The 22526-nt window shown below is 38.2% G+C and carries 20 protein-coding genes; 12 read left to right on the top strand and 8 right to left on the bottom strand.

Features of this window, described 5'->3' with window-relative positions; genetic code table 11:
* Nucleotides 1-29 precede the first annotated feature (29 nt).
* On the bottom strand, nucleotides 30-935 hold the full coding sequence (locus tag QLG01_RS17800; protein WP_282497073.1) for an EamA family transporter: 906 nt from the start codon (nucleotides 933-935) through the stop codon (nucleotides 30-32).
* Between the two features lie 421 nt (nucleotides 936-1356).
* On the opposite strand from QLG01_RS17800, the gene QLG01_RS17795 reads away from it, so the two are divergent.
* The 6 genes from QLG01_RS17795 (at nucleotide 1357) to QLG01_RS17770 (ending at nucleotide 6542) form a co-directional block, all read left to right on the top strand.
* Nucleotides 1357-2040 carry a GntR family transcriptional regulator gene (locus tag QLG01_RS17795; protein ID WP_000174668.1) on the top strand — a complete coding sequence of 228 codons (684 nt, stop codon included), beginning with the start codon at nucleotides 1357-1359 and terminating at the stop codon, nucleotides 2038-2040.
* Nucleotides 2041-2219: 179 nt separating this feature from the next.
* Nucleotides 2220-3152 carry a 4-hydroxyproline epimerase gene (locus tag QLG01_RS17790; protein ID WP_282497072.1) on the top strand — a complete coding sequence of 311 codons (933 nt, stop codon included), beginning with the start codon at nucleotides 2220-2222 and terminating at the stop codon, nucleotides 3150-3152.
* The gene (locus QLG01_RS17785) at nucleotides 3149-4252 is read left to right on the top strand and encodes an FAD-dependent oxidoreductase (protein ID WP_005304089.1); all 1104 of its coding nucleotides are present in this window, start codon (nucleotides 3149-3151) and stop codon (nucleotides 4250-4252) included. The genes QLG01_RS17790 and QLG01_RS17785 overlap by 4 nt, the downstream gene beginning before the upstream one ends.
* On the top strand, nucleotides 4253-4483 hold the full coding sequence (locus tag QLG01_RS17780) for a (2Fe-2S)-binding protein (protein ID WP_000615330.1): 231 nt from the start codon (nucleotides 4253-4255) through the stop codon (nucleotides 4481-4483). It begins immediately after the preceding gene.
* Nucleotides 4483-5745 (top strand): FAD-dependent oxidoreductase, encoded by a 1263-nt coding sequence (locus QLG01_RS17775; RefSeq protein ID WP_282497071.1) that lies wholly within the window; start codon nucleotides 4483-4485, stop codon nucleotides 5743-5745. The genes QLG01_RS17780 and QLG01_RS17775 overlap by 1 nt, the downstream gene beginning before the upstream one ends.
* Before the next feature lie 44 nt (nucleotides 5746-5789).
* Complete coding sequence (locus QLG01_RS17770; protein WP_151767353.1) at nucleotides 5790-6542, top strand: AraC family transcriptional regulator; 753 nt, start codon at nucleotides 5790-5792, stop codon at nucleotides 6540-6542.
* 67 nt (nucleotides 6543-6609) lie between these two features.
* Here the strand turns inward: QLG01_RS17770 and abaF are convergent, their stop codons facing one another.
* From abaF to QLG01_RS17755, 3 genes are all read right to left on the bottom strand, one after another.
* On the bottom strand, nucleotides 6610-7899 hold the full coding sequence (gene abaF, locus QLG01_RS17765) for a fosfomycin efflux MFS transporter AbaF (protein ID WP_005304099.1): 1290 nt from the start codon (nucleotides 7897-7899) through the stop codon (nucleotides 6610-6612).
* Nucleotides 7900-8060: 161 nt separating this feature from the next.
* Entirely contained in the window at nucleotides 8061-9641 is a 1581-nt protein-coding gene (locus QLG01_RS17760) for an aldehyde dehydrogenase (NADP(+)) (RefSeq protein WP_282497070.1), read from the bottom strand.
* A gap of 153 nt (nucleotides 9642-9794) precedes the next feature.
* Complete coding sequence (locus QLG01_RS17755; RefSeq protein ID WP_282497069.1) at nucleotides 9795-11366, bottom strand: APC family permease; 1572 nt, start codon at nucleotides 11364-11366, stop codon at nucleotides 9795-9797.
* Between the two features lie 450 nt (nucleotides 11367-11816).
* On the opposite strand from QLG01_RS17755, the gene QLG01_RS17750 reads away from it, so the two are divergent.
* A complete protein-coding gene (locus QLG01_RS17750; RefSeq protein WP_282497068.1) occupies nucleotides 11817-13196 on the top strand; it encodes an L-serine ammonia-lyase in 1380 nt (459 codons plus the stop codon).
* Nucleotides 13197-13335: 139 nt separating this feature from the next.
* On the opposite strand, the gene QLG01_RS17745 is transcribed toward QLG01_RS17750, so the two are convergent.
* The 3 genes from QLG01_RS17745 to QLG01_RS17735 form a co-directional block, all read right to left on the bottom strand.
* On the bottom strand, nucleotides 13336-13842 hold the full coding sequence (locus QLG01_RS17745) for an SMI1/KNR4 family protein (protein ID WP_282497067.1): 507 nt from the start codon (nucleotides 13840-13842) through the stop codon (nucleotides 13336-13338).
* Nucleotides 13843-13906: 64 nt separating this feature from the next.
* Nucleotides 13907-14488 carry a histidine phosphatase family protein gene (locus QLG01_RS17740; protein WP_282497066.1) on the bottom strand — a complete coding sequence of 194 codons (582 nt, stop codon included), beginning with the start codon at nucleotides 14486-14488 and terminating at the stop codon, nucleotides 13907-13909.
* A gap of 1 nt (nucleotide 14489) precedes the next feature.
* On the bottom strand, nucleotides 14490-14930 hold the full coding sequence (locus QLG01_RS17735) for a hypothetical protein (RefSeq protein WP_282497065.1): 441 nt from the start codon (nucleotides 14928-14930) through the stop codon (nucleotides 14490-14492).
* A 268-nt stretch (nucleotides 14931-15198) separates the two neighbouring features.
* Here QLG01_RS17735 and QLG01_RS17730 point away from each other — a divergent pair, with 268 nt between their 5' ends.
* From QLG01_RS17730 to QLG01_RS17720, 3 genes are all read left to right on the top strand, one after another.
* Nucleotides 15199-17025, top strand: a complete 1827-nt coding sequence (locus QLG01_RS17730) for a DUF4209 domain-containing protein (protein ID WP_282497064.1) — start codon at nucleotides 15199-15201, stop codon at nucleotides 17023-17025.
* A 785-nt stretch (nucleotides 17026-17810) separates the two neighbouring features.
* Nucleotides 17811-18368 (top strand): TetR/AcrR family transcriptional regulator, encoded by a 558-nt coding sequence (locus QLG01_RS17725; RefSeq protein ID WP_282497063.1) that lies wholly within the window; start codon nucleotides 17811-17813, stop codon nucleotides 18366-18368.
* A 220-nt stretch (nucleotides 18369-18588) separates the two neighbouring features.
* Nucleotides 18589-19233, top strand: a complete 645-nt coding sequence (locus tag QLG01_RS17720) for a glutathione S-transferase (protein WP_282497062.1) — start codon at nucleotides 18589-18591, stop codon at nucleotides 19231-19233.
* A 164-nt stretch (nucleotides 19234-19397) separates the two neighbouring features.
* On the opposite strand, the gene pobR is transcribed toward QLG01_RS17720, so the two are convergent.
* A complete protein-coding gene (pobR, locus tag QLG01_RS17715; RefSeq protein ID WP_013198256.1) occupies nucleotides 19398-20213 on the bottom strand; it encodes an IclR family transcriptional regulator PobR in 816 nt (271 codons plus the stop codon).
* Between the two features lie 141 nt (nucleotides 20214-20354).
* On the opposite strand from pobR, the gene pobA reads away from it, so the two are divergent.
* On the top strand, nucleotides 20355-21569 hold the full coding sequence (gene pobA / locus QLG01_RS17710) for a 4-hydroxybenzoate 3-monooxygenase (RefSeq protein ID WP_282497061.1): 1215 nt from the start codon (nucleotides 20355-20357) through the stop codon (nucleotides 21567-21569).
* A 176-nt stretch (nucleotides 21570-21745) separates the two neighbouring features.
* A complete protein-coding gene (locus tag QLG01_RS17705) occupies nucleotides 21746-22468 on the top strand; it encodes a UTRA domain-containing protein (protein ID WP_144730912.1) in 723 nt (240 codons plus the stop codon).
* The last annotated feature ends 58 nt before the right edge of the window (nucleotides 22469-22526 follow it).

Here is a 22526-nt window from a genome sequence, read left to right as displayed (position 1 = left end):
AATTGAGCCTCTTTTTTTATTTCTATGAATTACTTTTTGGTCAGAACAATAACGCATAGGAAAATGAGAATTAAACCCAAATAACTATGCATTGTTAAACTTTCACCCACTACAACAACTGCTAATAATGCTGCAACTGGAATCTCAACCAAAGCTAGTGTCATAGCCTGACTTGCTGGAATTCGTTTAAGACCAAAGCTAAAAAATAAATAGCCTAAAAACATAGGAACAATCGGAATATAAATCGCAACCCAAATGTTAGTTAGGTAAACAAAAAGGTTTTGTGCCGTAAAGAATAATGTAGGTAGTAAAAGCACTGCAGAGATACCAAAAATCACTCCCATGGCAGCTCTTGAGTCGACATCTTGACGAATTAGGTTTCTCATTATCCAAGAATATGTTGCATAGCTCAGGCTAGAGAGTAAGCCAAAAAATACCCCTAAAATACGATCAGATTGTACGATTTGGTGCTGCGCATGATCACCTGCATAAGAGAGTAAAATAATTCCTAAAAAACCGAGAATAAAACTGATGAGCCATTTTAAAGAAAGTTTTCGTTTATCTAAAATCCATTCCAAAAGCACTGAAAACAAAGGCGCACAACCAATAGAAATCACGGTGCCAATAGAAACACCAGCCAAAGAGACAGATGAATAAAATGCAAATGGACAAAGAATTGAAACAATGACCGCAATAAAAACTTGGGATTTATAGTTAAATAGTTTTTGGTAATTTTTTTTAATGGCTTTTAAGCTTAAAAATGTATGAATTAATCCACCGAAGCCCACGGAAATGGTAGCAATTACAAGTGGACTAATGCCTTTTGCAAAAGATGCCGCTGTACCTGCTGTACCCCATAGAAAAGCAGCAAATAGTACAGATAAGAAACCCGTATAATAATTCAGGGAAAATTTTGCTTCTGTTGGCGTACTCATATGAAGTGACTCAAACTTTAAAAGTTTTATGCAGCATGATTTTTACAAGATAAAAAATTTATCTTGCAGGCAATAACTTAGCTAAACGGATAGGAATCTTTTTGACAGTTACCCATCAAGAGAACAGGGTAGTATGCTGCTATTTATTATGATTTGCTTGGTTGGATACAATAAAATGATGACGATTTCAGCATAGTCTAATAATAGTTTTGTGAATTAAATGGTATAAAGTATACTTTAGCTATTAATGCAGTTAAAAATTATTAGCTCCAATAAATAGAGAAAATGAGTTTTAGCAGCATTGAATTAAAGGTAAGCCGTGCCGAAAATAATGCTTGAAAAGCAATGATTTCATTATGGCGGATGAATAAAAACTATCATCCTTTTATTTGTGTCATATTTTGAGGTTAAGAGAATATTCGTGACGCTACCATCTTTTAATGTATCAAATCTTGGTGCAATGCCTTCGGTATCTGAAGTTATTGTCAAATATATTAGAGAAGCAATTATTGCAGGGCATATTGCTGAAGGCGAACCGATTCGTCAGGATGAAATTGCCAAACTTTTTAATGTCAGTAAAATTCCCGTACGTGAAGCCTTAAAGCAACTTGAAGCTGAAGGCTTAGTTGAGTTTATAAAAAATCGTGGCGCAATTGTGACCCGCATCTCTGAAGAAGAGTTGGCACAGATTTTTGAAGTCCGAGTGATGTTGGAAACGAAGCTGATTCAGCTCGCCGTGCCGAATATGACGGAAGAAACTTATAAAAAGGCAGATGAAATTTGTAATGCCTTTATCGATAACATGGATATTGGAAGCTGGACCACACTAAATTGGCAGTTACATGCATGCCTTTATGAACCGGCACAACGGCCCTATATGCTTGGATTAATCCGTTCTATTTACGATAAAATTGAGCGATATTTAAGATTACAAATGAATGTTTCAGAAGGCAAATCACGTGCAAATGATGAACACAAAGAAATCGTGAAAGCCTGCAAAGCCAAAGATGTTGATTTAGCGGTTAAATTAATTGAAGAGCATATTAATGGTGTTTGCCAATCACTTTATGAACATCTACCTCACCATAAAAATGTGAAAAAATAAGCGCTTCATTCTTAATCATTTCAGTGTTATTTAAATTAGGCCAATGGCCTAATTTTTTTGTCTTTATTTTAGATGAAGCAAGTTTTTACTATGCTGATTTCGTCATCGATTCATAAGAAAACGATCAAGCTTGCTGTTTTGAGATCAGTCATCCTAGAAAAAAATGTAAGGATACTTCTATGAAAACAGTAAAAATTTTGGACTCTCATACTGGTGGTGAACCAACACGATTAGTACTTGAAGGATTTCCTGATTTAGGCACAGGAGATATGGAAAGCCGCCGAAAAATATTATCAGAACAATATGACCATTTCCGTAGAGCAACCATGTTAGAGCCGCGCGGTAATGATGTGTTGGTTGGCGCATTATTGTGTAAGCCAGTGAATCCCAAAGCGAGCGCGGGCGTTATTTTCTTTAATAACACGGGCTACCTAGGCATGTGCGGTCATGGCACGATTGGTTTAGTGGCTTCGTTAGCACACTTGGGAAAAATACAAGTAGGTACACATTTAATTGAAACTCCAGTCGGTGATGTTGAAGCAACACTACATGAAGATCATTCAGTTAGTGTACGAAATGTACCAGCATATCGTTATAAAAAAGCGGTCGAAGTTGATGTTGAAAAATATGGAAAAGTTACTGGTGATATTGCATGGGGTGGTAACTGGTTCTTCTTGATTAATGACCATGATCAAAGTGTTGCAAGTGATAATTTGGATCAACTGACTGACTATGCGTGGACAGTCAGACAGGCGCTTACGGCACAAGGAATAACTGGTAAAGATGGACAAGAAATTGACCATATTGAGTTATTTGCAAGTGACGCCGAAGCGGACAGTAAAAATTTCGTACTTTGCCCAGGCAAGGCCTATGACCGTTCACCATGTGGAACCGGAACGAGTGCGAAAATTGCTTGCTTAGCTGCAGATGGCAAACTTGAACCAGGAAAGTTATGGAAACAAGCCAGCATTATCGGTAGCCAGTTTATTGCCTCTTATGAGCAAGCAGGGGAATATGTTATTCCAACCATTCGTGGTGAAGCTTACATGAGTGCCGAAGCAACTTTATTTATGGATGAAAATGACCCATTTGCTTGGGGTATTCAGCTATGAGAACCGATGCCATCGTCATTGGGGCAGGCATTGTAGGTGCGGCATGTGCTTATGAATTGGCTCGGCAAGGGTTAAATGTGCAAGTTTTGGATGCTCGTATCGGTGGGGCAACAGCTGCGGGCATGGGGCATTTGGTCATTATGGATGACTTGGACGCCGAATTAAAGCTTAGCCATTGGTCAGTTCAGTTGTGGCATGAATTAGGGCACGAGCTTTCAGAAGAATGTGCCTATCGCCAAACACCAACTTTATGGCTGGCAAGTAGCCCAGAAGAAATGCAGATTGCCGAAGAAAAATATCAACGTCTCACTGCACAAGGTGTCCGTTGCCAACTTCGAAATGCAGAGGAAATCCGTCAGCTTGAACCTCACTTAAAGCATGGTCTCTACGGTGGGTTGGAAGTTTTTGATGATGGCATTTTGTATGCACCCTGTGCTGCTGAATGGTTGTTAAAACAATTCCCGCAAAAGATTCAGGTTCAACAAGCTAAAGTTATTCATATTGAAGAAAATCGGGTTCAGTTAAGTGATGGAACATGGCTCGAAGCAGCACATATTGTTTTAGCAAACGGCATTCATGCGACAGATTTTTTTCCAGAGTTACCGATTGAACCTAAAAAAGGTCATTTAGCTATTACCGACCGTTATCCCGAATTAAATGTAAAACATACGTTAGTGGCTTTGGCTTATGCAGCCAGCACTCAAGCGACAAGTGGAATTTCAGTCGCTTGTAATATTCAACCTAGACCGACAGGTCAGCTATTTATTGGGTCATCTCGTCAGTTCAATACGGTTGATCCAACTGTAGAGCCAGAAGTGTTTACTCGGGTGCTTAAAGAGGCTGCTGATTATTTTCCAGCTTTGGCTGATCTTAATGTTATTCGGGCATGGACTGGTTTTCGTGCAGCTACTCCGGATGGCATTCCTGTTATTGGACGACATCCTGCATTTCAATCGGTTTATTTAGCGGTTGGTCATGAAGGACTAGGTGTAACCACTGCGACAGGTACAGCAAGACTTATTGCTTCCCATGTGTGTGGATTAACTTTTGATATAGATCCTGAACCTTTTTTACCTCATCGTTTTATAGGAGCTGCATAGATGATTCAGCTTTTTATTAACGGACAATCAGTTTCTGTGATTGAGGGCACCAGTGTTGCTGCTGCTTTAGCACAAGCAAAGTCTTACAGTCGTCTATCTGTTTGTGGTGAAAAACGTACTCCATTTTGTGGAATGGGAGTTTGTCAGGAATGCCGTGTCAATATTAATGGACTCAGAGTGCTTGCTTGTCAGACGCTGTGCCAGCAAGACATGAAGGTGGAAACACAATAATGGAAAAACAATACGATGTAGTAGTTGTAGGAGCAGGCCCTGCTGGGTTATCAGCTGCTATTGTGGCCGCCGAGAGTGGTGGGCGAATTTTAATATTAGATAATAACCCACAGGCGGGCGGTCAAATCTGGCGTGCTGGACCGATTTTTCCTGTACCTGAAATGGCGCAGCAGAAATATCAACAAATCAAGGCTTATCCTAATATTGAATTTATGTTTGGTGCCAAGATTGTCGCTGCACCTTTTGTAGGCCAATTACTCGTTGAGCGACCTCATGACAGCCTAAATTTGTCTTATCGCCAGCTTATATTGTGTACGGGTGCAAGAGAACTATTTTTACCTTTTCCTGGGTGGACCTTATCTGGAGTAACGGGTGCAGGTGGTTTACAAGCTTTAATTAAAGCAGGTACACCTGTAAAAAATGAACGTGTTGTGATTGCTGGTTCCGGACCATTACTCTTAGCAAGTGCTGATACTGCAAAAAAAGCAGGTGCTCAAGTTCTCTATGTTGCTGAACAGGCAGCTTCATCTTCCGTTCGTAAATTTGCACTACAACTTTGGCGCTGGCCTGCAAAAATAATACAGGCATTATCTTTACCTTATCGTCTATATCACCCTGACAGTTATGTGATTGAAGCGATTGGTCAGGAGCGTCTTGAACGAGTAAGACTACAAACGCCGAAAGGAATTGTTGAAATTGAGTGTGATCGACTCGCATGTGGGTTTGGTTTAGTACCGAATACTCAATTAGGCCAGTTAATGGGTTGTCAAATTAAGGACAATGCGATTACGGTCGATGATTATCAACTTACATCACAGCCGCAGGTTTGGGCAGCAGGTGAGTGTACAGGTTTTGGCGGAAGTGAGCTGGCGATGGTTGAAGGTAGCATCGCAGGTTATGCAGCTATAGGCCAAAATGAAAAAGCCAGTCAATTATTTGCTCACAGACAACGGTATCGATTATTTGCGCATCTCCTTGAGAAAAGCTTCAAATTACGTACGGAGTTAAAAACGCTTGCTCGTCCAGAAACTATTTTTTGTCGATGTGAAGATGTGACTTTTGATAAGGTTGCCGAGCGTAGTAGTTGGATTGATGCAAAATTACATACCCGTTGTGGAATGGGAGCATGTCAGGGAAGCACTTGTGCAACAGCTGCCGCCTGCCTGTTTGATTGGCAGCTACCTAACTCTCGACCACCATTATTTCCTACCCGTGTAAAAAGCCTCATGGAGATGTCTACTTCTCCTTTAAATCAAAAATGAAATGTTCTAGAGTAGACAAGTTATTACTTTGCCCGCTCTAGCTCATGACTTTGGTTCAAATTCCGAAACTAACCACAACTTTGGAAGATTTCTTAAAAAATCTGGAAAGTATTGAACCATTATTTGATGCTTTATCTTCGGTGGTATTTTTCATCAAAAATACTGAAGCACGCTATGTCTTTGTTAATCAAACATTGGTAAATCGCTGTGGTCTAAAAGATAAAACTGCGTTACTTGGAAAGACCTCGGAAGAAGTCTTTCCTCACTCTCTTGGAAAAATATATACATCTCAAGACTTGCAAGTCATTCGCCGTGGTAAAAAGTTAACAGAGCAATTAGAACTGCATTTATATGCAAAGAACCAGTCGGGCTGGTGTTTGACTTATAAAGAACCTTTATTTGATGCGGATGGAAAGTTAGTAGGAATAGCGGGTATTTCTAATGATTTAAATGTGCCTGAAAATACACATCCTGCTTTTTATAAAATGGTTCAGGTTGAGGAATATATTAAAAAGAATTATGCCGAAACGATTACGTTGGCACACTTGACCGCAATTGCTGGTGTGTCGGTGGCTCAGTTAGAACGCTATTGCAAAAAAATATACCATTTAACGCCGCGGCAAATGATTAGCAAAATTCGTCTTCAAGTCGCAACTGAACTATTGGCCACAGATTTACCCATTACTCAAATTGGTTTGCGCTGTGGTTATACCGACCATAGTGCTTTTTGTCGTCAGTTTAAGCTGCATACAGGGATGTCACCTACCTTGTATCGTGCCTCTATCAAAAATATTTAGATGAAAAAAATGGGTTGTTTAGGACAACCCACAATCATCGTTAAGTGCTTAATTTATATCTTAAAGACTAATCTTTGAAAGCCAATGACCGGCCTTTGGTTTCTTTCACCAGCAAAATCGAGACAATAGAAATCAGACTTGCGGCAACTAAATATAAAGAAATTGGAACCGAGCTATTAAATTCTTTGAGTAAGGTTAACGCAATTAATGGAGCGAGTGAACCTGCCATAATGGGTGCGACTTGATAACAAAATGAAAGTGCCGTATAGCGAATGTGAGTTGGAAATAACTCAGTCATTAAAGCAGAGTAAGGCGAGTAGGTCATCGACTCAATAAATAGACCGAGCACAATCGCTAACATGATGAGCCAGTTATTGCCTGTATCCATTAAAGGAAAGCCGACAAAGCCCCAAAATGCAGTGAGTACAGCTCCAATAAGGTAAATTGGTTTACGGCCAAATATATCGCTTAAATGCCCCATAACAGGAATAATAAAGAAATGGATCAGGTGAGCGCCGAACATAAGCAGTAAGATCTGCGAAGTATCTTTATGGACGACCAACTTTAAATAACTGATCGAAAAAGTAACCACCATATAATACAAAATATTTTCTGCGAATCGGGCACCGATACCCGCAATAACAGATTTCTTATGATATTTTAAAACCTCAATAATCCCGAGTTGTTGTTTTTCAAGAAGCTGTTGTTTGGCCTGTGCTTCTTTAAACACCTCGGCATCGTCTACATTTTTTCGAATCCATAAACCAATCAGTACCACGACCGCCGAAAACCAGAATGCACAGCGCCATCCCCAATCTAGGAATTGTTCGGGTGAGAGGTTTTTTGAAAGTAGTAATAAAACCAGTGTGGCTACTAAATTGCCGAGCGGTACACCAGTTTGTGGCCAGCTTGCCCAATAGCCTCTGCGATCATCTGGACTGTGCTCTGAAACCAAAATAACTGCGCCGCCCCATTCACCACCAAAAGCAAAGCCTTGAATTAAACGCAGCATAACCAATAGTGTAGGTGCCCAATAACCAATTTGATGGAAGGTCGGAATACAGCCCATCAAAAAAGTAGTGATACCAACAATAATCAGGCTAATTTGCAATAATTTCTTACGTCCAATTTTATCGCCGTAATGGCCAAATACGAGGCCACCAATCGGTCTTGCTAAAAAGCCAACGGCATATAGGGCAAAGGCCGCCAAAATACCATCTATAGCGTTGCCCGTTTGTTGAAAGAAAAGTTCGCCAAAGACAAGGGCAGAAGCGGTTCCATAAAGGAAAAATTCATACCATTCAGCTACGGAGCCGACCATAGAGGCCGCGACTACCTTTTTTAGTGTTGTCGTCATATACCAATATCCTTATTAAAAAATATGTTACGCAATGATTTGTTTGAGCATCTTGCTATTCATTTTTTGCACTTTTTTATTTAAATAATGTGCGGTTACGTTTTGCGATTTTGATCTAAATAAAAAGGAGTTAATCACTTAGATAAACTCCTTTAAAAATATTAAAGAGCAGCTTTACTCATTTCACCATTTACTAAACGCGCAATACCAAGCGGATTGGCATTTTGAAGGGCGAGTGGCAGTAAGTGATCTGGATAGTTTTGATAGCATACTGGTCGTAAATAACGCTCGATTGCTAATGTTCCTACCGAAGTACCACGTGCATCTGAAGTTGCAGGATAAGGACCGCCGTGTACCATGGCATCACAGACTTCAACACCTGTTGGATAACCATTTAGAAGTAAACGCCCTGCTTTTTCTTCAAGTAATGAAATCAGGTTAGAGAAGTTCTCAAAATCTTGCAGCTCGGCAATTAATGATGCGGTAAGCTGACCACGAAGTCCGTTTAACGCTAGAGCAAGTTGCTCTGCCGATTCAACTTCAATCACAATCGTCGTTGGGCCAAATACTTCTTCTTGAAGTAATTCATCTTGCTCTAGTAAAAGAGCTGCATCAGCTTTAAAGAGCTGAGGATAGGCTTGATGGCCTTGCTGTGGTTGACCTGCTAAATGCTCAATTTTGTCGTGTGCGAGTAATGCTTTCAGGCCATGTTCATAGCTTCTTAAAGTGCCTTTGTTAAGCATGGTTTGTGGTGGTTGCTGAGCCATTGCAGCCGTGAACTGCTCAAGAAATTGGCTAAACTCAGCTGATTTAATTCCAATAATTAAACCCGGATTGGTACAGAACTGACCGCAACCTAAAACCACTGAACCACTAAGTTCAGCTGCAATTTTATCACCACGCACTTTTAGAGCTTCGGGTAATAAAACCATTGGGTTAATGCTCGACATTTCGGCAAAAACAGGAATTGGCTCAGGGCGTGCAGCAGCTAAATCGCAGAGAGCACGGCCACCTTTGAGTGAACCTGTAAATCCAACTGCTTTAATTGCAGGGTGTTTTACCAGGGGTTCACCAACACCTTGACCATAAATCATGCTAAAGATGCCTTTTGGCATAGCACATTTCTCAATTGCACTACAAATCGCATTTGCAATTGATTCGGCGGTTGCCATGTGGCCGCTATGCGCCTTCACAATGACAGGACATCCAGCCGCAAGTGCTGAAGCGGTATCGCCACCAGCAGTAGAAAAGGCAAGAGGGAAATTACTAGCGCCAAATACAGCAACTGGCCCAACACCGATTTTATATTGACGTAAATCTGGACGTGGAAGTGGTTGACGCTCAGGTAAAGCCAAATCAATACGGGCACCTAAATAATCACCACGGCGTAATACTTGAGCAAATAGACGTAATTGGCCAGTAGTTCGCCCACGTTCACCGCGAATACGGGCTTCTGGTAAAGCAGTTTCTTGACAGACTGTGGCAATAAACTGGTCATCAAGCGCATCAATTTCACTGGCAATTGTTTCTAGAAAAACAGCGCGCTGTTCTGGCGTAGTTTGTCTAAAAGCTGGATAAGCCAATGCAGCTGCTTGAGCTGCCTGATCAATTTCTTCAGGAGTAGCCTGAGCAAATTGATAGGGTAATGCTTCATCTGTTGCAGCATCGTAACTTAAGACAAATTTACTGCCCGAACTTGAACGTTGACCTGCAATAAAATTTTGACCAGTAATATTTAACATTATCAACCTCACTTTAGAGTGAACGTCAAAAGTAGTTCTTCTGACGTTGGAGAATTATCGAAGCCTAGGTTTTACTTTCGAAAAATATAGTATTTTGTATACGTTATTAATCAGAAGAAAACCCCAACCAATATGTGTTTAAGCAAGTAATCGCTAAGCTTCATCATCATTTTTAATGAGTGCTTTTGGTAAACCTGAATGTATTCCCCAGTAGTAACAACCAAGAGAAATCACCATAACTAAAAGTGTGTCAAACGGAGCTGCCAATAAGTGCGATGCGCCATCACCGAAGCTGCCAAGGTAAGAAACAATAATCATTAAAATGTAGTAAACAAGAAGCCAAGCTGATGACTTTAATTGTTGAGCTAGGCTGACTTCTTGGGTTGGCACATAGCGTTTAAAAATGACATAGAGTGCAAACAATACGATTTGTGCGCCTAATAACCATGAAATGACATTCCAGCCAGACCAATAGACAATAAAAGAGGCAATCACGAAGGCAAGTGGGCCAAGAACAGTAAAGCCTTTTACATAGAATGGACGTTCAAGCTCAGGAGCATTACGACGTAAGGCACCCACTGTGACAGGAGCTAGGGCATAACTTAAAACTAACGCTGCCGAAACTACAGAAATTAATTTATCCCAAGATGGAAACGGCATAGTCCAAAATACAGAAAGTGCAAATGTTAACCATAATGCATAACGTGGAATGCCTGATTTTGGATCGACACGAGTAAAAATACGGAAGAACGTATTACTGTTCGACCATGCATAAATGACACGTGGAGTTGCAGCCATATAGATATTGCCGCAGCCAGACGGAGAGATAATAGCGTCTGAAACAACTAAAAGCGCTAACCATCCCAAACCTAATAACATGGCAATGTCGCGATAAGGTAATGGGAACTTGTCACTGAGTCCTGACCAACCATTTGCTAACATATCGGTAGGTACAGCACCTAAGAAAGCAACTTGAAGCACGACATAAATAATCGTTGCTAAAACGACAGATAAGATGAGTGCAAAAGGAATGGTAAATTGAGGACGCTTTACTTCACTGGCTACCGAAATAATCGGCGTTAAGCCTAAGTACGCAAAAATAATACCGCCAGCAGAGACGGCACCTTGTACGCCGTGAGCACCCATTGGGGCAAACTCGGTCATTGAAAAGTTTGCTGGTTTAAAGTGGTATAGAAGTGCAACCATCACTAAAACTGGAACAGCAAACTTCAATGCACTGATGAGGTTGTTGGCAATTGCAAAGGTTTTTACGCTGTAATAATTCAATGCAAAAAATACGCATAAAAGTGCAAACTGAAACAACCAACCAGTGGTAGTTGGAGATCGAATACCATCGTGTATTTCTGTAAGTGAAGGGAACCATGCCGCTGCATATTCACGAGCAGCAACGACTTCAATTGCAATTAAACTTGAAAAGGCAATGACGGTCACAGAACCAAGTAAATATCCTTGTAAAGGACCATGTGAAAATACGGGATAACGGATAATACCGCCTGCTCGTGGTAAGGCTGCACCTAACTCACAATAAATAATTCCCAGAATTAAAACGGCAAAGCCCCCAATAATCCATGACAATATACCTGCAGGGCCGGCTTGAGAGGCCACATGACTTGCTGAAAATAACCATCCAGAACCGAAAATGGCGCCTAAGCCAATGAATGTAAGATCCATTAGAGATAACTGCTTTTTAAACTGACTTGTCATTACGTTTTCCTTAACGACAGAACTATTGTTCTTTCATATATCGTATACGATATATGGTTGTTGGTAAATAGGGGAATTTTTATTCTATTTAATGGCGAAGAATGATCTAAATATTTGGTAAGTTATTGTTTTTAATTTTTTTTAAATAATTTAAATTCCAAGTAAATAGCTTGAAAACCAAATTTTTTTTATAAAAAATTGGGAAAGGTTCGCTATTTTATTTGTTAAAAAGAACAATTCTTAAATATTTGTTGAGTAATTTACCATTTAAATTAATGGAAAATTCCATTTTTTGGAAAATATTAAATTAGAAATTGATTGTGTTGTTTTTAGGCAATGACCCATTTATTTTCAGTGCTTTATGGATAGCTTAATGATAGTTTTAGAGTTATCCGAAAGGACACAATAACGACGAACATACGAATAATAATGAATTGAAGGTAGGACCCAGTGTTTATTAGTGTATTTGATCTTTTTAAAATTGGTATTGGTCCATCTAGCTCCCATACAGTTGGACCCATGCGAGCGGCATACAGTTTTGTGGATGATTTATTACAACAAAATGATCTACAAAACACGGTTAGAGTTCAGGTGAAGTTATACGGTTCGCTTGCAGCAACTGGTGTCGGCCATGCGACAGACAAGGCTATTCTGTTAGGCTTAATGGGCTTTGACCCTGAACATATCGATACTCAAGTAACTACAAGCTTGATTGAAGATGTTCTTGAAAATAACGCCATCCAGCTTAATCAGCAAAAGAGTATTTCTTTTGACTATAAACGCGATGTACTTTTTCTTGATGAATCTTTACCTTATCACCCCAATGCAATGGAGTTGATTGCGTATAACGAGGCGGAAGAAATCTTATATGAAGAAACCTATTACTCGATTGGTGGGGGTTTTATTATTAGCCAAAGACAATTAACACAAACTCAATCTGAAACCAGTGATGTGAATGTTCCATATCCATTTCACAGTGCGGCTGAACTTTTAAGCTTATGTAAAACTCATCATTTATCAATCAGTGAATTGATGCTTGAAAACGAAAAAAGCTGGCGTAGTGAGGCTGAGATTCGCAGCAAGATTATGGACATCTGGAAAGTGATGCAGCAGTGCATTCACAACGGATTAATTAATGAAGGAATATTACCGGGCGGATTAAACGTAAAACGTCGGGCTAAAAAAATTCACGATAAGTTGTTAAATAAGAAAAATTCAAACCTGATTGTGACAACTTTTCATGCCATGGAGTGGGTCAATTTATTTGCCTTAGCAGTAAATGAAGAAAATGCTGCTGGCGGCCGAGTAGTGACTGCACCCACAAATGGCGCAGCTGGGATTATTCCCGCAGTTTTATATTACTACGTGACTTTTTCTAAAGACTTTTCTGAAGACAAAGTGGTTCGCTTTTTTCTAAGTGCAGCAGCAGTCGGTATTTTATGTAAGCTCAATGCATCTATTTCTGGTGCAGAAGTGGGATGTCAGGGCGAAGTAGGCTCAGCTTGTGCGATGGCTTCGGCTGGTTTAGCCGAGATTTTAGGTGCATCACCTGAACAAGTGGAACATGCAGCTGAAATTGGCCTTGAACATAACTTAGGTTTAACGTGTGACCCGATTGGTGGCTTGGTTCAAGTTCCTTGCATTGAGCGAAATGCAATTGCAGCCGTAAAAGCCATTAATGCTGCACAAATGGCACTTCATGATGAAGGTGAGCATTTTGTGACGCTCGATAAAGTCATTCAGACCATGAAAGAAACAGGCAGAGATATGTCTGAGAAATATAAAGAAACTTCAAAAGGTGGCCTCGCTGTTAATGCAATTGAGTGCTAAAAAATAAGATGGGGCGAGGTGCCCCATCTTATTTTAAACATTAAGCCTCACGAGCCTGAATTGAGCTTGCGCAGCGATGCTTAAACTCAATAGGCTGCTTTTATTTTATCTAATACCCATTGTATTAATAGGCATTTCATTACCGAATCATATCTTCTATCCAAGTCTTAAAGTTAGGATAAGAACTTTGAGCATCGTTTAAAATTTCAGTAACTGATCTAGAATTAGATTTAGAATTCTGTTTTGCAAAAGTCAGAAAATCATTATTAATTTGAGTGTTAGCTTCAGGATATTCGATAGATTCAAATGGACCATGATTCTGTGATAACAACCAAAGATAATCATTAAAATCTTTCGCTACTACTCCCATTTCTCCTTCTGATCCTAAGAATACAATTGGTTGATCTAATATATCTTTGTCTTTATTAATTATCCAAAAAGCAGCACACCCACCTGTACCATCTTGGCCAAAAAATAATAATGTACTAGCATCAGCTTGAGGGTTTCCAGTCCAAGCTTTTAACCATTCAGCTATTTCTTCGGGTGATAAGAAATCTTGGTATGGTTCAAAATCAATGCCATCTCCATCAGCATAATCAAAATCTAGTTGGTGTAACTTCTTAAGTAAATCGGGAAATTGAGTCATAAGTTCTCTATTCATTATTTTAAAGAGTTTCTAAAATTATATACCTTATATGAAATTTATCAGTTCAATAAGTAAAAACCTGAGTGTTTCTAATTGGCTGATAAACTAGATTGTATCTAAATTGCCGCATTAAATCTTTTGAAATTGGTTGAGGTTGTTGTATTTGCATCATCAAAAGCTGTAAAAACTGTCCATGACTAAACACAGCCAAATTCTTTTGGACATAATTTTCAGCCAATATCTTTAACTTCTCATGGAAAGCTTGAACTCGTATAAATAGATCTTCAAAAGATTCGGCATCATCGGCATCTTTGTGCTGATAATCCATTTTTTCCCAGTAAGCATTTACCCAAGCTTTACGGTCATCCATATTGGTATTGGCACATTTACGCTCAGACAAATAGCTAAATTCATGCAAATGCTTATCTACTTCAAAAGTGAGATTATATTTTTCTAGTAGGGGGGCAGCGGTTTGATGTGTACGTAGATATTGAGACACAATCACATGATCAATCTTGGGGAGCTTTAAACAGAGTGCTTGAGCTTGTTTATGCCCATCTTCACTTAAAGCAATTGAAGCATGTGAAAGGGTTTTTCCATTAATGTTGGCTTCACTTTCAGCATGCCTGATCAGAAAAATACTCATATTAATTCCGTTTTGATAAAACTAATTCCTGACTTTCATTGTAAAAAGTTAAGGTATAGCTTTTTAAAGTTTTTCCATTCGAACTTATGCAAAATTTTCCTGAGACTGGAACTTTCCATTCTGATCCAACATTGCTTGCCAAGCCAATCCACGCGTGTCCATTAAAAATAAATACTCGTTCATTTTCTATATGAAAGTCTTCGAAATAAATGGCATCACACCAAAATTTGTCTGTGTTCTCAAAGTCTTTTTTTGAAAATTTCCAACAACTTAAAATTGAAAAATTGCTTTCAAACCATTCGTCTTTGTAGTTGAGCTGAATATAGTTATGAATGGCCTCAGCCGTAAGTTTTTCTAGCTGTAGAACTCTTCGCTGAATACGTTTTTTACTTGAATAAATGAACTTTGTGTATTTCTCTTCTTGATATTCATTTCTTTCCATATTTTTTAAATATTACATCCTAGTTCGTTTAAATTTCGTATGACACTTTATACTAAATATCAGAGTACATTCAATTTAAGAGAATTGATTAAAATATTCTAATTTTTAACAACTTTGAAAAATATAGTTCTAATAATATTTGGTTCTTTACTTTGAAATATATCAAGTAAGTGAAAAATAGACAAAAAATATATAATACTATTGAAATTAAAAAAAATAGATATTTAATAAGAATAATTTATTACCTTAATAAATTAGAGGGGAGAATATGGCAAATAATGAACATCTTACACGTGACAAATTTTTAGAATGTAATTGGAATAGTGAAATTCCTGAAAATGAGTGTTATGACTATTTAACTATTAGTAGAATTTTAGAGGTATCAGCAAGGAAGGTGTTGGATGTAGGAAAAACAGATGAGTATAAAATTCTAGAATTACTATATAAAGTAACATCAATGCTTCTTGAACCAAACAGTTTAAATGAACCTTTTCAGCCAGCTTTCCATGATCTTCAAAATCAAAGAAGAGGAGTGATTCCCGATGATTTCACTTTGGATGAATTAACATTTTTTGAACTGATTTTAAATGACGTGAATGAACCAGCTTTGAAAGCAAGGCTTGCGGATATTCTTTGGTTACTGAAAAGTCCTAGGAATCCTGATTATGCAAGAATGGCAATTGATTCATATACCTCAGCTAGTATTAATGAGGAAGGATGGCATAGAGGGGTGAATACCTGCTGGTCACGTGCAATACAGTTAAGTATGCAAATTAAAGATTATGCCAGTTTAGATGATATAAAAGGACGTTTGTTTTCCGCTTTTTCTGTTGAATATTCAAATTTGAAGTATATGAATTTTTGGATAGCAGATTTGATGGATAAATTTAAAGTTGATAAGGATTTTGAAAAAGATATTGCAGACTCATTGTTTACTAGAGCTAGTAATTTTAAAGCACAATATGATTACTTCACTGCTAGAAGCTATCTTGAATTAGCAGCAAAAAAATATAAAAAATGTGGTTCGGAGGATGAATGGATTAACTCTCTAGTTGAAATTGCTGAAACTTTTGAATTGGAAGCAGTTTCTAGGAGTAAAGATAGTAATTTAGTTGCTAATTCATTTTACGAAAATGCAATTCAGGCTTATAGAAATATTCCAGCAAAACATAGATCTAAACATAATATTGAAGAGAAAATATCGAATATAAGAACAAAAAAATTCTCATCAGGGCAAGCTTCAGTTGATGAAATGGTTACGTTCGAAACAGAAAAATATAATATTTCGGACCTAGTTGAATCGTCAATTACGCATGTTACTAGTAAACGAAATGCTCAACATGCACTAGTTTATTTTTGCGGCTTAAGTCAAGGTGCTAATTATCAAATCCTAAGGAATAATGCAAAAGAATTGCTAAATAATAGTGTCTTTGAAAGTATTTTTGGTAAATTTAAAATGAGTTCTGATGGAAGAGTCATAGCACGTATTCCTAGTCTAAAACGTGAAGTTGGTTTAGATGATCCAGAAAATGAAGTTCTTTTGAATAGTAAAATGTATGAATATTTTACTAATCAAGTTCAAGTTATAGTGCAAGGAAGTATTCTCCCTGCCTTACGACAATTAAGTTTAGAACATAGATTTACGAAGGAACTGTTGATTGCGATTTGTGAAAAATCACCACTGGTTCCTGATGGGAGAGCAGTTTTAATAGGCAGCGCTTTATGGTTTGGATTTGAAGAAGATTTTAGTACGGCAATTCATTTACTTTGTCCTCAATTAGAAAATATTGTACGTACTGAACTGATTAAAGTTGGAGCTCAGACAAGAAATATAGACAAAGCAGGAATAGAAAATGAAAATGGATTAAGCACATTAATGAATTTACCAGAAGCTGAAATTGTATTTGGCAAAGATTTAGTATTTGAAATTAAATGTATCTTTACGGAATCACTGGGCTTTAATTTGAGAAATCAAGTTGCTCATGGACTGTTGGATGATGAGACTTCATCAACCATAGCTACTGTTTATGCGTGGTGGATGATGCTTAGAATAATAATTAACTCTTTGATTACAGGTAATCCAGCAAGAACTTGATAAGCTATTTTTCTAATCATGTTTATTATATTTAATTAAATGTTTTTAATGTATTTAAGCTATAGCTTTCCATTCATCATAAGGGATACTAAATAGAAAAGTGGCTATTAATTGAATAATAGCCGCTTTTTCTTAAGTAAAAGTTTTACTTAACCCCACTCATTTTCTAAACTAATTTCTCTCCTAAAACTTTCTTACAACCCCCACTTAACAATAACCCCTTCATTATTTAGCCTTACTTTTTTAATGATTTAATTTAAAACAAATGGCATTTTGCGTGCTTGACTGAAATAGGACAGGGCACTATCCTTTGCCTGCTGGCCTACATTGTCAGCCGGTCGTCGCGGACCGATTACAACAGCATCAGAATTATTCCTTTCTGAGGGATAGTTTTGTGTGAGCATCTCCTCGTTCCCTCCCGTAGCGGTAGGACGGGAGAGGGACACCTTCGGGTGTGCTGGTTGTTGTACCAGTCCGCGAACCCTTTCTCGTTCTGCCACCATAATTTTAATGTCGGCAGAACTCCCAATAAAAAGGAGTTGGCTTTGCACATCCATTATTTCTTGGCTCTCGATGCCAAAAGCTATAACGACACAGCTTAAAAAATTAAAGCAGCTTGAATGCCCTAAGGTTTTCAGGCTTTAAGTCATTACGGCTCAAAAAACTTATTTGAACAACAAAACTTGAGATGTGCCACGCACAGTCTTTATAGGCTTTGCTATGCCTTTTTTTCTCCCAAAAAAGTATCTCGTTTAGAAACAACAAGAATTTATAACGGTAAAACCATGCCAAAATTAGTTCTCCCAACACGTGCCATACAAGTCATCAATAAGTCGATTAATTTATTTCACCATTTTGGGTTTCATACTGTTGGGGTCGACAGAATCGTGAAAGAGTGCGGAATTCCAAAAGCGACTTTTTATAACTACTTTCACTCGAAAGAGCGGTTTATTGAAATCTGTTTGATCGTGCAAAAAGAGCGTCTAAAAGAAAAAGTGGTTTCAATTGCTGAGTACGACCAAGGCACAAGTGTGAAGGAAAAACTTAAGAAACTTTATCTTTTACACACCGATTTAGACGGGATGTACTACCTATTATTTAAAGCTATTTTTGAAACAAAACTGACCTATTCAAAAGCCTATCAAGTCGCAATTAAATATAGAACGTGGCTAATGAATGAAATCTATAGCCAGCTTATAAAACTAAAAACAGATGCGACTTTTCAGGATGCAAAACTATTTTTATATATGATTGAAGGCGCAATTATTCAGCATTTAAGCTCAGATGGGGCAGATAATCGGGAAAAGGTACTGGATTGTTTTTTGCGCAGTTTAGTTAGTTAATGTAATTTGAGGCCTCAGAATGCGCTAGATAATCGATAAAATTAAAAGCCAATTTGTCACCATATCTACGGATGTGTTTTTTTTATGTTTTTAACACATTTACTTTATTACTTAATCAGACAAATACTGAGCTGATAACAAAAAATATTAGACCGGTCGTCTATAGATCTATATAGTTAGGCCTCACTTTGTTGGCCTTCTAGTTTAAAAGAGAAAATTAATGTCTATTATTCTTCATCATTTAAATGCTTCACGCTCATTTCGCATTCTGTGGTTACTTGAAGAAACTAATCAACCTTATGAATTAAAAAGTTATTTTCGAGATAAAACTACAAATCTTGCACCTCAAGAATTAAAAAACATACATCCTTTAGGAAAATCACCTGTGATTGAGCTTGATGGAAAAGTAATTGCTGAATCAGGTGCCATTGTAGAAATTTTGATTGAAAAGTTTGCTCCTCAAATGATGCCCGCGAAAGATTCAGACAGTTATCTTGATTATTTACAATGGGTTCATTTTTCAGAAAGTTCGGCTATGGTTCCATATTTATTAAATATTTTTAATTCGATTGAGTTAAAAAATGGCACTCAATTAAAGTTCTTAGATCAATATGCGCAAACTGAGTTGGATAAAGTATTTTCATATTTAGATCAACAATTAGTAGGCAAAAAATTCTTAGTAGGCGATTGCTTAACGGGTGCAGATTTTATGATTGGTTTCGTAGTCTATGGTCTAATTAATTCTTTAAATATTCGGTCAAAATATCTCAATATTGAACAATATGTAAAAGGTCTAGAAAACCTAGAAAGCTGGAAAAAAGCCATGTCTATTGAACAAAATCTTCATCAACACACCAATGCCTAAAAATTGCTGTAAGTAATTTTTTCAATATTGTTTAGCTGCTCAATTGGCTCGTATTCGTTCTTTCATTAGCTCTGGCAAACCAGCAAGTCAAAGAATTCGCCGTTTAAAATTATGAGTTGAAACTCTTGTATTCATGATTAGGAAACAAGAGTTTCTAATTCTATTTAAATCACATTTCTGAGTTCATTTGCCGTGTTGCGTAGCAATGGCAAAATTTGCTGAACCAAATAATCTTCTTGTACACGGTTAGTTTGAGACATGCAGTTAAGCGCTGCTATGGCTTGACCTTGTGCATTAAATACAGGCACTGCAATCGCGATCACACCAAGCTCATGTTCTTCTTTAGAAAGACAATAATCCGATAACGAAATACCCTTAAGTACTTCAAAAAACTTTGACTCATCTACAATGGTAAATGGGGTTAAGCGTTTTAAACCATAAGTCTTTACCCATGCATGCTGAGCTTCTTCGGGCAGTGCTGCCAGCAATACTTTACCTGTAGACGTGGCATGGGCAGGGAGTCGGTTTCCTAAATGCATGCCATAAGGACTAACGCGCAAATTATCTTGCTGCGGTAAATAACTACGGGCAATCGGCACCACTTCGTTATCATCCAAAACTACAATCGAAAAAGTCAGAGACGTCTGCGCACACAAAAGATTTAAAAAGGATTGAGCAACTTTAGGCAGGTGGGCAGAGCTTAAATAAGAACTCGAAAAGCGCAGCACGCGATGAGTGAGCCAAAAGTAATGTTCATCGGTTTCTAAATAGCCTAAGTATTTTAAAGTTTTAAGATAACGTCTTGCCGCGGTACGACTAATGCCAGTTCGCTCGGCCACTTGAGTGACATTGAGCCGTTGCCGATCTGTTCCAAAAGCTTCGAGTAAAGCTAAACCTTTTGCTAACCCTGCAATGTAGTCTTCTTGACGAATTTTCTCATGCGAGTTTGGGTGCTCTAAAAAAGCATCGAGAGAAGGCATCCTTTCATTCCTGTTATTTTGGTTGTTTCTGTCCGCTATTCGGACAAACTAAATGATAAACGGTTATTTTCGTCTTGGATACATAGTGCACAAAACTTAAAGCCAGTAATTTAAAAGTCAGGATGAAACAAGGATGAAGTTATGGATATTTTAAAGACACAGGTTGCAATTATTGGATCTGGACCAGCAGGGTTATTGCTTGGGCAACTTTTATATAAAGCTGGCATCGACCATATTATTGTTGAGCAACGTAGTGCTGAATATGTGGCTTCACGGATTCGTGCAGGAATTTTAGAGCAAGTTTCGGTCGACTTACTGAAACAAGCAGGCGTTGACCAAAACTTAAAAGAAAAAGGATTACCACATTCGGGCATTGAAATCTTAACCAATGGTGAATTGCATCGAGTTGATTTAGCCGCACTCACGGGTGGTAAACAAGTGACCGTATATGGTCAGACCGAAGTCACCAAAGATTTAATGACTGCGCGTGAAGCAGAGCAGCTCACTTCATTTTATGAAGCTCAAAATGTACAAGTGAAAGATTTTTACACTGCACCAAAAGTTGAGTTTGAGTACCAAGGTAAAGCCTTTCAAATTCAGTGTGACTTTATTGCTGGTTGTGATGGCTACCACGGTGTCTGCCGTGCCAGCGTGCCAGAAGATAAAATTAAAACCTTTGAAAAAGTTTATCCGTTTGGCTGGTTAGGGGTGTTGGCAGACGTTCCACCTGTAGCCGATGAACTCATTTACGTACAGTCAGAACGTGGATTTGCTTTATGCAGTATGCGTTCTGAAACGCGTAGCCGTTATTATTTACAAGTCCCTTTAACAGATCACGTCGAAGATTGGTCAGATGAAAAGTTTTGGGATGAGTTAAAAAACCGCCTAGATCCCGAAAGCCGTGAAAAGCTAGTAACTGGGGCCTCTATTGAAAAAAGTATTGCGCCGTTACGAAGCTTTGTGACCGAACCAATGCGCTTTGGAAAATTATTTTTAGCAGGTGATGCTGCGCATATTGTGCCACCGACAGGAGCAAAAGGCCTAAACCTCGCGGCTTCCGATATTGCTTATTTATCAAGTGCGCTTGTTGAATATTATGTTGAAGGTTCCGAGCAAGGTATTGATGAATATTCTGAAAAATGCCTACAACGTGTATGGAAAGCAGAGCGTTTTTCTTGGTGGATGACTCATTTATTGCATCGCTTTGAAACTGAAAGTGAGTTTGATCATAAGATTAAACAAGCCGAACTCAGTTATGTGCTTGGCTCGATTGCAGGTAGAACAACATTGGCTGAAAATTATGTCGGTTTGCCTTATGAGATTAAGCAAATTGATAGTTTTAAGCGCGCAAGCTAAAAGCTAGATAAAAAATAAAAAGGGCATGAAAATGTCCTTTTTTTATATAAAAAATGGGGTGGGACGAAATAGTTTAAGAGATTGTTTTGCTTAAAAGATCAGCATTAATAAAAGCTTTTGTCACATTTTTTCAGTATATTGCTATTAATTTCTTTATTTATAAATTCTAAGTTTGTATGGAACAGGACCAAGCACGCATACCTAAATATATTCCTATCCGCGATGCAATTGCCCATGATATTGAATCTGGTGTATTAGAAGCCCACGCAAAACTTCCATCAGAAAGAGTGCTTTCGGAACAATTCCAAACCACTCGAGTGGCTGCACGTGAAGCTTTACTGGCTTTGGAAACTGATGGTTTGATTTATCGCTTGGACCGCCGTGGTTGGTATGTTCGTTCTCCTCGTATTATTTATCATCCGCAATCGACAAAAAACTTTAACCAGTTTGTGATTGAACAAGGCTATGAACCTTCGACCGAAGTGATTTCGAGTGAGCTAACAACGGCTACTTCTTGGGATGCCAAGCATTTAAAAGTTGAAAAAGGGCATCCGATTTATTCAGTTTGGCGACGTCGTTGTATTAATGGTCGACCTGTTTTGGTTGAACATTTACGTGTGAATGCCGAGCTTTTTCCTGAGTTTTTAACTCATGATCTTAAGCAATCGATTACTTTACTCATGGCAAATCAATATAACTGCCATATCACAAGAGCCGATATTAATCTGTATCCAACAGCTTTATCGGAGCAGCAGGCCAAAGCACTGCATGTCAATGTGGGCGCGCTCGGGTTATATATTTGTCGTAGCAACAGAAATGAAAAAGGCGTGATTACAGATGTTGACCAAGAATATTGGCTACACGATGTTTTAGATTTGCATTTCGAAGCGCGAGCATAAAAATATAATCTGGTTTAAACCAGATTAATCAAACTGTCATATAAACCTGTTGAAATAC

It is taken from the genome of Acinetobacter sp. V89_4 (genome assembly GCF_029967875.1).
GTDB classification, from domain to species: Bacteria; Pseudomonadota; Gammaproteobacteria; order Pseudomonadales; family Moraxellaceae; genus Acinetobacter; species Acinetobacter oleivorans.
This window is presented reverse-complemented; position numbering and strand designations above follow the sequence as displayed.